Here is a 13,962-nt window from a genome sequence, read left to right as displayed (position 1 = left end):
GTTTGCCAAGCAAGACCGAGAGGCGCTTACTTGGCAAGGCAATGAAGTAGTGAACGGTGAAGTAATACGTGGTGGAGCAGTACGCTGCGCTTAGTTTAGCGTAGCTTCAAGGCGCTCGGCTCGTTCACCCGGAGCGGGGTGGCTGGAGAAGAAGCTGCTGTTGTTGCCGTATGCTGCTTCCAATTTGCGTAGCGCAGTCAAAGAGGCTTCTGCATTCAGGTTGTACTGCTGCATCAACTCAACAGCGTAGTCATCAGCTTCATTTTCCTGGCGTTGGGAAAACTGAGCATTCACCAGCTTTTCGCCCAGCTCACCAAGTTCAGAGCTGGACAGTGCCGCAGCAGTAGCACTTCCGCTGGCAGCGGCGGCTTCACGTGCAGCCGATGCTGCGTAAGCAACTTGGAAAGCACGCTTGGAGTGTCCCAGCGCCACGTGGCCAATCTCATGAGCGATAACGTAACGTACTTCATCGTCTGTCATTGCGTCCATTAGGCCGGTATGCAGCCGGATAGAGCCGTTGGGTACCGCAAAAGCGTTGATGTCATCCAACTGATAGACATTGAACTCAAGATCGTTTCCGTCGATATTTTCCCAACCCTGGGTCAGGCTTGCCAGCCGCTCGGCATATTGACTGTCACTGGCGACAAGCTGGTTTTCGGCATCAAGCTGGGCAATCGTTTGATCACCTAGTTGTTGCATCTGTTCGTCACTCATGGTGACAGCGCCTACTAGGCCGGTGCCAGCGGAGAGCATACCGCCCATGTCTGCACCTGATTGACAGCCGCTGAGAGTGAGTACGGCAGCTAAACCTAAGGTGCAGAATGTAGAGCGTACTAAGGGCGTTGTTTGCATCGCCAGTTCCTTTGTCGATAAATAATAGACGTTGTGAATTCAACATGGCGCTTATAAAAGCGCGCTAACTATACTGTATGCCGCTATGTGGCTCTATACTTCAAACAGCGGATTGAGGGCTATCTTCATGAACAAGTGCAACATGTAGCACATCAGGTTTATTAACTCTCGACTAAACGACGTTGGCCTTCAGAGTGGCGCTTGTTTAGGATCAAGGGTGATCCTTCATCAACTAGCGAGCCGTTCTTATGAAGCCTGAAACCATTGCCCTCCACCATGGCTATGCGCCTGATTCACAAAACGCAGTTGCCGTGCCGATCCACCAGACCACGTCGTTTTCATTTGATAGCGCCCAGCACGCGGCGGATCTGTTTGATCTGAAAGTGGAAGGGAATATTTACTCGCGTATTATGAACCCAACCTGCTCGGTGCTGGAGCAGCGGGTGGCTGCGCTAGAAGGCGGCATTGCAGGATTGGCGGTGGCGTCTGGGATGGCTGCGATTACTTATGCGATCCAAACCATCGCTGAAGCAGGCGATAATATCGTTTCGATTAGCGAGCTGTATGGCGGCACTTACAACTTGTTTGCCCACACCTTGCCACGCCAAGGTATTCAAGTCAGGTTTGCCGATAAAGATGATATCGACGGCATCGAAGCGTTAATTGATGAGCGTACCAAAGCGGTGTTTTGCGAGAGCATCGGTAATCCATCCGGTGGCGTGGTGGACCTGCAAAAGCTAGCTGACGCGGCACATCGCCATGGGGTACCGGTGATTGTTGATAACACCACTGCAACGCCGTTCTTGTGTCGGCCCATTGAGCACGGAGCGGATATTGTCGTTCATTCAGCCACGAAATATATCGGTGGCCATGGCACCACGGTAGGCGGTGTGATTGTTGATTCAGGCAAGTTCCCTTGGGCGGAAAATGCCAGCCGTTTCCCGCTGCTTAACGAGCCAGACATCTCCTATCACGGCGTTAGCTATACCCGCGATGTGGGCGACGCCGCCTTTATTGCCCGTGCTCGCGTGGTACCGCTACGCAACATGGGCGCAGCGCTTTCGGCTCAAGCGGCCTGGAACCTGCTTCAGGGGCTGGAAACGCTGTCACTGCGTATTGAACGCATTTGTGCCAATGCGTTAGCCGTTGCCAAGCATTTGGAAAACCATCCGTTGGTCACTTGGGTGCACTATGCAGGTTTGGAAAATCACCCTGACCATGCGCTGGCCAAGCATTATATGAATGGCCATGCCTCGGGAATTCTTAGCTTTGGCATTGAGGGCGGCCAGGCCGCAGGTGAGCGCTTCTACGATGCCCTGTCGCTGATTTTGCGTTTGGTTAATATCGGCGATGCCAAGAGCTGCTCTTCGATTCCAGCATCTACTACCCACCGCCAGTTAAATGAGCAGGAGTTAAAGGCCGCAGGTGTTACACCGGATATGGTGCGCTTGTCGATTGGCATTGAGCATATCGACGACCTGCTAGCAGATATTGATCAAGCGCTAGCGGCTTCTCAAGAGTAACGCGCCTCTAATTCGGATGCTGTCCGCGTTTTCTAACGCTAGGTGATAAATAGTTAACTACTTGATCGCCTAGCGTTATTACGTTGAGTAACGCAGCTTTTAATCGCTACTTTTTTTGCGCGCCCCTTCGGCTAAGTGCATGACGTTAGAGGCTTCGATCCGGTTCAAACAAACGGGTAGGGGCTGATGTTAGGCATGTCTCAACGTTAGATATCACTTTAAATTTGACGGTATTGCTAATGCTATCAAAACTAAAGCTAGCACCATAAAGCTAATTCCATAAGCGATAGCAGCGATGCAGGCGCTTTCCCATAGAGTGGGATCACAATAACTAACAAGACCTATCAAAGAGGAAACTGTCATGGAGTTGAATCACATCTTGTCGACTCATCGTCTAAAGGCGGCGGTAGTGGCTAGCGTACTACTTTTTCCTGCCGCACAAAGCGTATTAGCGGATGAGGTTGTTGAACAGATCGAACTAGGTCTTGAACTCTATCAAGAGCAAGAGTACGGCGCGGCAATTACCGAGTTGGAATTTGCTATTGAAGATATGCGCAAGATGATGTCAGGCCTGATTGCCCAAACCTTCCCTGACGCACCGGAGGGTTGGACGGCACATGAAGCGACCTCAGGCGGCGCAGGAGGGGGAGCTGCCGCCATGTTTGGCGTTGGTGGTACGTCGCTTGAGCGCGCTTATCAACAAGATGACGGCGATGGTCAGATGACCGCTAGCATGATGCTTGATAGTCCTCTGATACAAAGCATGGGGGCAATGTTTAACAATCCGGCAATGATCGCCGCGCAGCCTAATATGGAGCGTGTTCGTTTGGGGCGTGAAGCGGCAGTGGTGAAGTGGGAGCCTGAACGCTCCCGTGCAGAAGTGACGCTATTACTCGATGGTCGAATTATGATGCAGGTGAAGGGTGAAAACCTGGAATCCCAAGATGTCGCCGTCGACTTAATGCGTGACTGGGATCTTGCTGCTGTACGTGAGCAAAGTGCTCGTTAACGTCGCCTCGTGCATGTTACTCCACGTAATCAACAGCTCTGGCCGAGACGAGATAAGTAAGCTGCTGAATTTTATTAATAAAAAAGCTATACGTTAGCTGTGCACTAAAGCGAACTCACCCCGTTTCAGCAGCGTAATAAGCAACGAGAAAATCAGTGACGACGGATTAGATAGGTGATGAAACAGGAGAAAAATAAATGATAAATCCACAACGATACGTGAGCGGTGCACTGTTACTGGGTGGGCTTATGTGGGTGGGCGGGCACGCCGTTGCCGATGAGATCAGCGGCACGCTAGATGGAGAGTCTAAGGAGTGGCATGTCGTTACTCACTCGGAAGGTTCTACGGCTAACTTTAGTGAGTTAATGCCGGGCATGATGGATGTCACTATTCAGGGGCATCGAGAAGCGAAATTCGAAACCCAGGGCACGCTTAGCATTAGCTTTATAGTGATGAACGGCGACACAGGTGATGCCTCAGTGAGCTACTTTCCTGAAAACGGAATGTTGCCTCATTACGGCACAGAGCAAGATGTGCCCATTGATATAGAGCTGCTGGATATCGATGGTGACACTGGCCGAGTAAAAGGCCGCGTTGTAACGTCGCTTGCCTATTTGGCGTCTATGTCAGACGACTATGATCACAGCAATACCATGGATATTGACGTGTCTTTTGATGCGACGTTGGTGCGTGAAGAGTACTGATTAGCAGTAGCCGTCTACTTCTCAATAACTTCTCAGCGACTTCTCAATCTTGTTCCGCCTCAACGCTGAGAGCGAAGAGGCGGTAACGCGAAGCGAGACTTACATGCTTAACCTGCAGCCAGCGTATATAGAAACTCTAGCCCCAACGTGGCTGCGGCGAGTGACGTGATATCGCCATGGTCGTAAGCGGGGTTGACCTCAACAACATCCATACCTATCAGCTCCATGCCCACCATGCCGCGGATCACTTTTAGCATCAGGTCGGTAGACATGCCGCCACATACTGGTGTCCCGGTGCCTGGCGCGTAGGCTGGATCTAAGCCATCAATATCCAGGCTGATATAAGCTGGATGATGGCCAACACGTGCACGGATGCGTTCCAGTACGGCGGCAGGGCCGTGATCATTTACCCAGTCTGCATCCAGCACTTCATAAGGGTGGTTATGGCGATCATAGCTGGTGCGAATACCAATTTGCAGCGAGTGCTCCGGCACTACCAAGCCCTCTTTTAAGGCATGGTGGAAAATAGTGCCATGGTCAAAACGCGTGCCTTGCTCGTAGGTGTCGGTGTGGGCATCAAAATGGATCAATGCCAGTGGGCCATGCACCCGAGCATGAGCGCGTAGCAGGGGCAGGCTGATATAGTGGTCGCCGCCCAGTGTCAGCATTTTTTTATCGGCTTTTAGCCACCGCAATGCGTGGGTCTCAAGGTTATCGACTAGGCTTTCCGGCTCACCGTAGGCGTAGTCCAGATTGCCCGCGTCACATACCCGCAGCCGCTCTTCCAGGGCGAAGTCCCAAGGCCAGCGTTTGCCTTCCCAGATCAGGTTAGCAGTGCTTTGACGAATGGCGTTTGGCCCCATGCGGGTGCCTGATCGTCCTGAACACGCTAGATCAAAGGGCACACCGCTCACCACGACCTCAGCATCGGTCGTTTTAGGATCCGTGGCCTTCGGCACGCCCATAAAGGTAGAGATAACATCACCAAACAGGCTTGGCATGATCTGAGATGGGGTCACCGAGCGTGTACTCCTATGGCGTGCAGTAGAAATAAAACAGGGGGATAGGGCTTGAAGTAGCGCGACGATAAGGAATTTTTAGCGATGAATGAAATGAATGTTTAGAATGAAACCATTCGTTGGATAAATAGTGAGGCGCTATGCGTTCGCTTCGTCATTTTGATTTGAATCTTCTGCTGGTATTTGAAGCGCTAATGCGTGAGCGTCACGTGACACGAGCAGCGGAAAAGCTACATTTAAGCCAGCCCGCCCTTAGTCATGCCTTAAAACGGCTGCGGGACGCGTTGGATGACCCATTATTAATACGTACCAACAATGGTCTACAGCCAACGCCTCGTGCGCTGGCGCTGTTGCCAGTCGTGCAGCAGGCACTGGCCATGTTGCAGGAAGGCCTCGCCCCGCCGATCAACTTCTTACCCTCCACCAGCGAGCGGCATTTCACCCTGGCCACCACGGATTATTTTGAAGAGGTGATGTATCCGGCGTTTCTTAGCCAATTGCTGGCTTACGCGCCGGATATCAGCTTTTCCATTGAGCTGATCACCCCCAACGTACTGAGTGAAGGGCTGGAACAGCGCCAAGTGGATATGGTGGTCGGGCTGGATAGCCAAAGTGTGCTGCCCAGTGGTGTCATACAGCATCTTTGGATGGATGAGGAGTTGGTTTGCTTGGCTGCGACTGACAATGACCGCGTAGGTGATGCACTGAATATTCAGCAGTTTGCCTGTGAGTCCCATGTGGCACTGTCTGATATCAGCGGTTTAAGACCCAGTAACATCGATAATTGTTTAGTGCAGCACGGCTTAAACCGCCGAGTGATTTCAAAGAACTTAAATTATATTGCGGCAGCGCGGGTCGTTGCGCTCACTGATGCGATCATGACGTTGCCACGCCAAATGGCCGAACGATTTATCACCATGCTGCCGGTGCGAATCGTCGCGCCACCTAAAGAGTTACCTGCACTTAATATGACGCTGATTCAGCATGGGCTGTATGCCAACGACCCCGCCCTCATTTGGTTGACGCAATCGCTGATCGAGTTCGCTAACACCTTTAAGCAGAAAGCCGCTGAGCAGTAGCCGGGCTCCGCTTGGTGGTGGGAAGTTGCTTCACTAAAGGCGGATGACTCCGTAGTGGTGACCCCGTAGTGGTGACTTAGTAGAGATGACTTAGTAGAGTGTTATAAAAGACACAGTAAGCGGGATTTAGCTAAACCACAGGCAACCATAATAATGACAGCGACATATAAACTCCTGATTGCCGACGATCATCCCCTGGTGCGCGATGCCATGGCGCGAGTGATCCGTGAAGCTTACGCAGATGCTGAGGTTATCGAGGTAGAAGACTTTGATGCGGCCCTCGCCCATGCCCAGCAAGATCCTGATCTTGATTTGATATTGCTAGATTTAAATATGCCCGGCATGAACGGGTTAACAGGACTTTTGCAGCTGCGTAATGAGCAGCCTACGATTCCGGTGGTGATCGTGTCTGCGGAAGAGGATAAGCAGATTATTCTGCAGGCAGTCTCTTGTGGTGCGGCTGGGTTTATCACCAAGTCACTGCCCCGTGATCAAATGCGCCACGCCATTGCCCAGGTGTTGGAAGGCAATATCTTTCTACCTGCCGATGCCATGCGCGCACCGGACAGTATCCGCAAGCGTCGCCATCAGGACCAAGGCTTTACCGCGGAACAACTGCGCCTGCTGACCCGCAAGCAGCTACAAGTGTTGGAGCATATGACGCGCGGTGAATCTAACAAGATGATTGCCTATCACCTTAATATTGCGGAAACCACGGTGAAAGCCCACGTGTCAGCGATCTTGCGCAAGCTGGGGGTGACCAGCCGAGTACAGGCGATTTTATCCGCCAACGATATCGATTTTTCCCAGTTCCTCAATCGCTGACAAAATAGTGACCAGCGCTATCCAGCCAGTGGGTTTGCCAGTGGCCCAGGGTGCTTATCTGGGAGAGTAACTGGGTAAGTGCTGGTGAATCGATAGGTTGTTGCCCAAGGCGATGCAGTGGTTGATGGGTACCTGCCAAGAGGCTTTGCCACTGGAGAACCAGCGCCGCGAAAGGTGTTTCAGGCAGTGTTAGCGCTGGCAGTTGCGCCTGCAGGATTTTATCAGGCGTCTGCCAGATGGAATTGGTGATCGATATTAGCTTTTCTTCTATCCGTTTTTCCCCTGCCGAGACAGTGCCTGCGCTGCTTTGCACCCCGTTGCTAGTTTGCACCACATAGCCAAGCGAGCAAGGCGCGCCGTCGCCCCTGCGAACCGCCGCCACATACCCCAGGCGATGTTCATATCGTGCCTGCTGAAAAAACGTTGCGCTGTGATACTTTTCAGCGGCCGCCAATAGCCAGCGTTGAGCGGGCGAGCCCGGTAAGATCAGCGTGCGCATGATTGCAACGTTCGCTGGTTGTGTATCGGCGGCTGACGGAGCGGCTCTGGGTGTGTTTCCAGCAGTAGTTGTCAGTGAGCGACAGGTCAGGGCGGCTAGTGCCTGCGAAATAGTGTCTAACTCCGCTTGATGGGAAACCCATACCGCAGGCGTGGCAGGCAATGGTGTTAGGCGCTGTATCAACTGCTGAGCCAGCAGCCCTTCTTGAGCCTTAGAGACAGCCAATACGGCGTCTTCCAACAGCGCCACCATGGCGTGGTTGGCTTGACTACCCATCGCTATCACCCAACTGCCGTGGGGCGAGTTCTCCTGCTTGAAGACAATAGCCTGGCGAGCGAGCCGCTGAGCGGTGAGCGGGCTGGGTGCAACCACTGCGCCGGGCACAAAGCAGGCCGCCCAGGCGGTAGTGGCAAGTGCCGCGAAATCATCGCTAACACCGTACTGACCGCACCAGCGCTGCACGGTGGGGTAAGCCGCCGGTTGCCTATCAAAAGCATCAAAAGCGGGTGATGAGGGTGATGGAGACGCGTTATCTAATAGCCAACGGGCATTACTAGCCGCAAACAGGCTTGCGGCTGGCTGATGTTCAGAGGGCGGCGTAGCAAAGCGACGAGCTAGCGCTTGGCGGCGGGCGTGTGCAAACCAAGCCGGGGCTAACTGCACCGTCTCAGCGGGTGGCTGCCAGCGGTTACCATGATCGTTAGGTGCTGTTCCGGACAGGGTTGCGAAGAAGGCTGCTAAGCGCTCACTTAGGGCCGCCGCAAGGGCTTTCACCTGCTCCTGTGTCGCAGTGCCGCTTAGCGTCAAGCTAAAGGCGTCTGTCGCCCCGTTAGGGGCCAGCGTTGCACGGTAGTCGGTAATCAAGCCAGGTAACTGCTCCATTAGTAGGCCTTGATTTAACCGATCAGCAGTGTCGCTAAGGGCGGTAAGTTGATGACGAGCAATGGCCGAGGGCAGCGGCCACAGTAGCTCAACGGTATTGCCCGTACTGGCTACCTTCGCGCTGAGCTGGCGGCTCCAACGGGGCGCAATGGCAAGCGAAGGAGCGCAGGGTGTGGGTGGGCTAAACAGCGTTGCCATGCGTTTTACCAGGCGGGTCATCGTTTCCGTGGCCCAAGGGCTAATAATGGCGATGCTAACGCGGCCGTCGTGGTAGTGGTCGCGGTGAAATGCGGTGAGCGCTTCAAGTAATAGTGCCGTGTCGCTGCCTAGGGTTTGCGCATTGCCGTGACGGCAGTCTGCACCAATATGCTGTGAATCGCTGAGCGTGGCGATGGCCGACAGCCGTTGCATTGCCGAACTGTGCTGGCGGGCCTGCCACTCGGCGTCGATGGCGGCGACTTCGGCACAAATGACGGATGGCGAAAACGCAGGCCTGGCGAGCTGGCTGGCAACAGTGAGCGCCGCTGCTTCTAGGGTCTCTGCTGGTATCGAGAAATGTACATCGGTGACGTAGTCATCGGTATGGGCGTTCAGGCTGCCTTGGTGTTGGGAAAACCAAGTAAGCAGGCTGATGTTAGAAAACGCTTCCAACGGCGCGGTAGTGAGCACGTGCTCGAGCAGATGAGCCAGCCCTGGCAGGGTGCGCGGCTCATCCAAATAGCCCGCCGCAATGGCGATACTAACGTGAGCGCGGGTTAAGTGGGGCGCCTGGGCCAGCACTCCCTGCGCCCCGTTATGCAGGGAGATACAGGTTTGTTGGAAACTTAGGCTAGCCATTGAGCAGGCTACGCAGCAACGCGCGCAGTTTGCCGGGGCGAACGGGTTTGTTTAACTGCGGCACGCTGGCATGACGCAGGCGGCGCTGCCAGTGGTCAGAGCGGTCGGCGCTGAGAATAGCGGCTGGCAGATGCGGGTCGTGCCAGTGCTGGCGAAGTTGGCGAATAGCCTCCAGGCCAGTCATATTGTCATCTAAGTGCAGGTCGACCAGTAGCATATCCGGTGCTTCCTGGCAGGCTTTAGCGGTATCGATATCCAGGGCAGTATCGCAACTGATCTGCCATTCAGTTAACAGCAGCGCCATGCCTTGCAAAATTGTTGGCTCATTATCCAGGATCAGCACGCGAAGACCTTCAAACTCATCGTCAGCGGAGGGCGGCGCGCTGGGAGCGGGGGCTTGGCTAAAGGAAATACCGCTGGCACGCGGCACCGTAACAGCAAAACAGGAGCCTTGGCCGGGTGCAGAGCGCACAGTGAGCGGATGCTCAAGGCGCTGGCTAATCCGTTCCACAATGGCAAGCCCCAGGCCAACGCCCTGGCGGTCCCGCGCACGGGTAGCGTTAAGTTGGTGAAACTCGCGAAAAATAAGTTGGTAGTCACTTTCGGGAATACCAATACCGCTATCGACAACCTGCACGGCTAGGCTGTCGTCGCCATGACGGCGGACACCCAGGCAGATACCGCCACGCTGGGTATAGCGGCAGGCGTTAGCAAGAAAGTTGCGCACAATGCGGCTGAGTAGATAAGGGTCGCTGGTCACCGCTTGATGAGAAGGCACGTAGCGCAGCGTTAGTCCTTTACGTTGCGCCACCGGGGAAAATTCATCAACCAGATTGCTGAGGATATCGTCGAGTTTAAAGTGGCGTAGTTGTGGCTGTACCTGGCCGTGATCCAGCCGTGAAATATCCAACAGATCGGAAAGAATCGCTTCAGCGCCTTCCAATGAGTTTTGCACACTCTCAATCAAAGCCAGGTTCTCGCTGTCGGTCAGTCGCTCCTGTAGCGAGGCCACCAATAAGCGTGCAGCGTTCATGGGTTGTAGCAGGTCATGGCTAGCGGCGGCTAGGTAGCGGTCTTTACTTTGGTTAGCAAGCTCTGCGGCATCGCGAGCGCTTCTAAGCTCCTCATTGAGCCGTTCAAGCGCTTGGGTACGGTCAGCTACCCGTGCTTCCAAGTGGGTGTTGAGGGTTTCTAAATGCTGGCGTGCGCGCTCACGCTCGGTAATATCTGCCACAAAGCCTTCGATCAGGTCTTCGTCCCCGGCAAGCTCAGCGGGCTTACGTATTAGGGTAATTGCCACGGGTACCTGATGTCCGGATGCGCCTTGCAGCCAGGTGGTTTGGCCGGTTACGTGACCTTGTGTGAGCAGCAGGTCGCGGAGCTGTTGCCCTGTAGATGTGTTAACAAACAGCGCGTCAAAACGCGCGCAGCGCTCGAGTGTGTGCGCCACGCTACTATCATCGAGCATAGCGGCAAGCGCCGGGTTAGCGGCGCGCAGTTTGCCGGATAGCGATGCCTGAAAAATACCGTGTAGCGCGTTTTCGAACAGCCATTTATAGCGGTTGCGCTCCACCTCAAGCTCTTCTAAACGGACGGAAAGCTCGCGATAGTAGCTTTTACGCGCCGACTGCTGGCCAAGCCCGAGCAGGTCGCTGACTGAAAAGCCCGAGGGATCGTTGGCTTTTTTCATAGCGCCTCTTCGTAAACCACCGCCACGTCTCTTGAGCTGGAACGGCGTGGGTTAGTCAGAATGCAGGGATCACCTAATGCATGGTTAGTGAGAAATGGCACATCGCTACGCGAGACGCCCATCACGCCAAGGGTTCCGCCTAGGCCAACGGCATGTTTTAAGTCGACTAAGTACTGAAACAGCGCTTTTTTGATCTGCTGCTGTGACAACCCCCGACAGTCGATACCCACGGCGTCGGCAACCCGCTTAAAGCGGTCAGGGGCGGCTTCGTAGTTATAAGCCACCACGTGCTCTAGCAGCATGGCGTTGCATAAGCCGTGGGGTAAATCCAGGAAGCCGCCTAAACTATGCGACATTGCGTGTACCGCGCCCAAAATGGCGTTTGAAAACGCCAGTCCCGCTTGCATACTGCCCAGCATTACCTGGGCACGCAGCTCGCCGTCGGCTGGGTTCGCCACCAGTGCCTCAAGATGGCTACTGATTAAGCGCATGGCTTCTAAGGCATGGGCATCAGTAAGCGGGCCGCTCCCCGTTGAAACAAACGCTTCGATGGCATGTACCAGCGCATCGACCCCGGTACACGCGGTGAGATAGGGCGACATGGTCATAGTGACTTCTGGGTCGATCAGCGATACGTCAGGAACCACCGCCTTGCTGATAATCGAAAATTTCATGCGTCGCTGCTGGTCGGAAATAATCGCAAACTGGGAAATGTCCGCCGATGTGCCCGCTGTTGAGGGAATGAAAATTAGCGGCGGAATGGGCACGCGAATCGTATCCACACCTTCGAAATCAAGAATATGTCCGCCGTGGGCGGTGACGATGCCGATCCCTTTGGCACAGTCCATGGGGCTGCCGCCGCCCACTGCCACAATTGCCTTGCAGCCGGTTTCACGGTAGAGCTCGGCACCGGCCATAATTTCATCGACCCGTGGGTTGGGTGATACGGCGGTAAAGCGCTCAACGGCAATATTGGCTTCCAGCAGCTTGGCTTCAATATCGGCGACCCAACCCGCCAGCAGCACGCCAGGGTCGGAGACCAGGAGCACTTTTTCTGCCCCGAACGTAGTGACGTAGTTGCCTGCCGCGTGGCGTGCTCCGTCGCCAAAAATAATTTCAGGAGCGACAAACTTGCGAAGTTGTGTGAGCGGCGAAGTCATGGGCGGTCTCGTTTATCGTTGTTAACCATTATCTTAAGCACCTTAAGGGATTGTTGCGCTACGACCTTGGTGCTGTCGTTAGGTGGCTAGATTGATAAAAGGCTAGCTCGCGGGCCAGCATGGTTTGGCGAGCTTTGGGGTGGCGAATGCCATGGTATTCGTTATCAAACAGCAGTGTTTGTGCCTCGCCACTGTGGAGTTCGATATGCCGCGCCATGGCATGAGTTTGTTCTGGCACGACTACGGCGTCTTTGCCACCCTGGATAAACAGTGCCCGTAATGGGCGCTGGCAACGGGTGACGTGGTAGGTAGGGCTGCGCTGGTCGAGCTGGGGGTCGTCTCCGATTAGCCAGCCCAGGTAACCGGATTCAAAGCGGTGTGTTTTTGCCGCTAATGTTAATGCATTGGTTACCCCGTATAGGCTAGTGGCCGCAGCAAATAGCGGAGTGGCCGCCAAGGCATTAAGGGCGGTAAACCCGCCAGCGCTTTGGCCACGAATAAAGCAGCGCGCTGTATCGATCGCAAAGCGTGTGCAGGCGGCATTGACCAAGGCGATGACATCCTCAGTATCGCTGATCCCCCACTGGCCGGCTAAACATTCTCGATAGCGGCGACCAAAATTGCCGCTGCCACGAGGGTTGATATCTAAAACGTGAAAGCCCTGTTGCTGCCAGTAGGCTACTAGCGGGTCATAAATAGGGTAGGCGGCGGCGGTGGGCCCGCCATGAACGCGCACAATCAGCGGCGCAGCGCGGTTGGCTAAGGCTGAGTAGAAAAAGCCGTGAACCGTTTCGCCTTCGTTGCCAACAGGGGTTTCCAGCCATTGTGCGGTGGCGGAATTTTCAGTCACTAGGTTTTGCGTTACGTTACCCTCCACCTTACCTACTAGACGGTTACGCGAACCATTTTTGTTGAAGCGTATAAGCTGGGCGCCGCTGGTAGCGCTTTGCACAATGGCGTAGTCACCGTGCCTTGCTAGTGTGATGCTTGCCACGCGGCCGGGGTCTGGTAGCAGTACTTCAACCTGCTCGTCGCAACGGCGATAAAGCTGAGCTGCCCCCTGGTACAGTTGGCAGTAAACCTGCCGATTGTCTCGCCATACGTGCTGGCGCTCACCCAACTGCCACGGTGTGGTGATGTGGTCCACCGGGGCACTGCTCAGGCACTCAGGGGTAGCCAGGTTTACCTGCCAGGGTTGCCACCAGCCAGCGTGATCGCTCATGCAAATTAGCGCGTTGCGAGGGCCAAACTGTGGCTGGCTAATCGCCGCGCCGAAATCCCAGTGCTCAAATATTTCAAGCTGACCTGTGCTGGTCACCCGCGCGAGATGTAGCTGGCTGTGTTGCCAAGGCATGTGTGGCAACGACCAACTGACCCAGGCGAGGTAGTTGCCGTCATCGCTTAATACCGCTGCGCCGTAGAAGTCAGCGCCTTCAACCAGCACTTGCCTGTTCTTGTAAGTTCTGCTGGTGTCAGTAATGGCGACCAGCCGTTGACCTTGTTGATCCTCTTCTACCGCAATCACTCGCTGACGTTTAGGGTCGGCGCACAGCCCACCGTAGGCTGTTTGCGGGCGCTGTTGCCAGCAGTAGCTTGCACCGTGGCGGTCGAGCTGCATGATGGCTTGATCGTACTGGCGCACCCATACGACGCCCCCTAGCAGGGGCGTGTAGCTGCCGCCGCCGTACTGATTCACGCGGCTACCCACAGCATCTTCTACTGCACAGCGCGGCGGCTCGTTGCTGTCGGCGGGCCACTGCCAAAGTTGCATGCCGCCCGTTTGCGGGCAACGAGCCAGCCAGTAAACAGCTTGGGCGTCGCTGTGTAACTCGGCCAAGGTGTCAGTGGGCTCGGCGGCATCTGCCAGGGTAAGCAGCATAGGC

General features: G+C 54.9%; 11 protein-coding genes. 5 read left to right on the top strand and 6 right to left on the bottom strand.

The genetic code is table 11. The annotated features are described in order from the left end of the window. Positions 1 to 90: 90 nt before the first annotated feature. Entirely contained in the window at positions 91 to 852 is a 762-nt protein-coding gene (locus J4377_RS16620; RefSeq protein WP_038478917.1) for a M48 family metalloprotease, read from the bottom strand. 248 nt (positions 853 to 1,100) lie between these two features. On the opposite strand from J4377_RS16620, the gene J4377_RS16615 reads away from it, so the two are divergent. The 3 genes from J4377_RS16615 (at position 1,101) to J4377_RS16605 (ending at position 4,088) form a co-directional block, all read left to right on the top strand. Then, complete coding sequence (locus J4377_RS16615; protein ID WP_038478914.1) at positions 1,101 to 2,375, top strand: O-acetylhomoserine aminocarboxypropyltransferase/cysteine synthase family protein; 1,275 nt, start codon at positions 1,101 to 1,103, stop codon at positions 2,373 to 2,375. A 361-nt stretch (positions 2,376 to 2,736) separates the two neighbouring features. Then, positions 2,737 to 3,384: a hypothetical protein gene (locus J4377_RS16610; RefSeq protein ID WP_038478911.1), complete on the top strand. Its 648-nt coding sequence runs from the start codon at positions 2,737 to 2,739 to the stop codon at positions 3,382 to 3,384. A gap of 197 nt (positions 3,385 to 3,581) precedes the next feature. After that, positions 3,582 to 4,088: a hypothetical protein gene (locus tag J4377_RS16605; protein WP_198349328.1), complete on the top strand. Its 507-nt coding sequence runs from the start codon at positions 3,582 to 3,584 to the stop codon at positions 4,086 to 4,088. 107 nt (positions 4,089 to 4,195) lie between these two features. On the opposite strand, the gene speB is transcribed toward J4377_RS16605, so the two are convergent. Continuing rightward, positions 4,196 to 5,089, bottom strand: a complete 894-nt coding sequence (gene speB, locus J4377_RS16600) for an agmatinase (RefSeq protein WP_198349502.1) — start codon at positions 5,087 to 5,089, stop codon at positions 4,196 to 4,198. A gap of 158 nt (positions 5,090 to 5,247) precedes the next feature. On the opposite strand from speB, the gene J4377_RS16595 reads away from it, so the two are divergent. Both J4377_RS16595 and J4377_RS16590 read left to right on the top strand, forming a co-directional pair. Next, a complete protein-coding gene (locus tag J4377_RS16595) occupies positions 5,248 to 6,186 on the top strand; it encodes a LysR family transcriptional regulator (protein WP_253486193.1) in 939 nt (312 codons plus the stop codon). Between the two features lie 153 nt (positions 6,187 to 6,339). Beyond that, entirely contained in the window at positions 6,340 to 7,011 is a 672-nt protein-coding gene (locus J4377_RS16590; RefSeq protein WP_009723006.1) for a response regulator transcription factor, read from the top strand. Here the strand turns inward: J4377_RS16590 and J4377_RS16585 are convergent. Genes J4377_RS16585 through J4377_RS16570 form a run of 4 tightly spaced genes read right to left on the bottom strand, consistent with a single transcriptional unit; the run spans position 7,001 to position 13,958 of the window. Then, a complete protein-coding gene (locus J4377_RS16585; RefSeq protein WP_253486192.1) occupies positions 7,001 to 9,229 on the bottom strand; it encodes an insulinase family protein in 2,229 nt (742 codons plus the stop codon). The genes J4377_RS16590 and J4377_RS16585 overlap by 11 nt on opposite strands. Beyond that, positions 9,222 to 10,919: a NahK/ErcS family hybrid sensor histidine kinase/response regulator gene (locus J4377_RS16580; RefSeq protein ID WP_120386210.1), complete on the bottom strand. Its 1,698-nt coding sequence runs from the start codon at positions 10,917 to 10,919 to the stop codon at positions 9,222 to 9,224. Before J4377_RS16580 ends, J4377_RS16585 begins: the two co-directional genes overlap by 8 nt. Then, positions 10,916 to 12,079 carry an alcohol dehydrogenase-like regulatory protein ErcA gene (ercA, locus tag J4377_RS16575; RefSeq protein ID WP_038478891.1) on the bottom strand — a complete coding sequence of 388 codons (1,164 nt, stop codon included), beginning with the start codon at positions 12,077 to 12,079 and terminating at the stop codon, positions 10,916 to 10,918. Before ercA ends, J4377_RS16580 begins: the two co-directional genes overlap by 4 nt. A 58-nt stretch (positions 12,080 to 12,137) precedes the next feature. Further along, positions 12,138 to 13,958 carry a S9 family peptidase gene (locus J4377_RS16570; protein WP_253486191.1) on the bottom strand — a complete coding sequence of 607 codons (1,821 nt, stop codon included), beginning with the start codon at positions 13,956 to 13,958 and terminating at the stop codon, positions 12,138 to 12,140. Positions 13,959 to 13,962: the final 4 nt, after the last annotated feature.

The organism is Halomonas sp. XH26 (genome assembly GCF_024138895.1).
Classification (GTDB): Bacteria; Pseudomonadota; Gammaproteobacteria; order Pseudomonadales; family Halomonadaceae; genus Vreelandella; species Vreelandella alkaliphila.
Note: the sequence above shows the minus strand (reverse complement) of the source record. Positions and strands in the feature narration are given on the sequence as shown.

Bases quoted from the DNA above. Each gene is read 5' to 3' on its own strand.
- J4377_RS16620 (WP_038478917.1), bottom strand. From the start codon at position 852: ATGCAAACAACGCCCTTAGTACGCTCTACATTCTGCACCTTAGGTTTA.
- J4377_RS16615 (WP_038478914.1), top strand. From the start codon at position 1,101: ATGAAGCCTGAAACCATTGCCCTCCACCATGGCTATGCGCCTGATTCA.
- J4377_RS16610 (WP_038478911.1), top strand. From the start codon at position 2,737: ATGGAGTTGAATCACATCTTGTCGACTCATCGTCTAAAGGCGGCGGTA.
- J4377_RS16605 (WP_198349328.1), top strand. From the start codon at position 3,582: ATGATAAATCCACAACGATACGTGAGCGGTGCACTGTTACTGGGTGGG.
- speB (WP_198349502.1), bottom strand. From the start codon at position 5,089: ATGCCAAGCCTGTTTGGTGATGTTATCTCTACCTTTATGGGCGTGCCG.
- J4377_RS16595 (WP_253486193.1), top strand. From the start codon at position 5,248: ATGCGTTCGCTTCGTCATTTTGATTTGAATCTTCTGCTGGTATTTGAA.
- J4377_RS16590 (WP_009723006.1), top strand. From the start codon at position 6,340: ATGACAGCGACATATAAACTCCTGATTGCCGACGATCATCCCCTGGTG.
- J4377_RS16585 (WP_253486192.1), bottom strand. From the start codon at position 9,229: ATGGCTAGCCTAAGTTTCCAACAAACCTGTATCTCCCTGCATAACGGG.
- J4377_RS16580 (WP_120386210.1), bottom strand. From the start codon at position 10,919: ATGAAAAAAGCCAACGATCCCTCGGGCTTTTCAGTCAGCGACCTGCTC.
- ercA (WP_038478891.1), bottom strand. From the start codon at position 12,079: ATGACTTCGCCGCTCACACAACTTCGCAAGTTTGTCGCTCCTGAAATT.
- J4377_RS16570 (WP_253486191.1), bottom strand. From the start codon at position 13,958: ATGCTGCTTACCCTGGCAGATGCCGCCGAGCCCACTGACACCTTGGCC.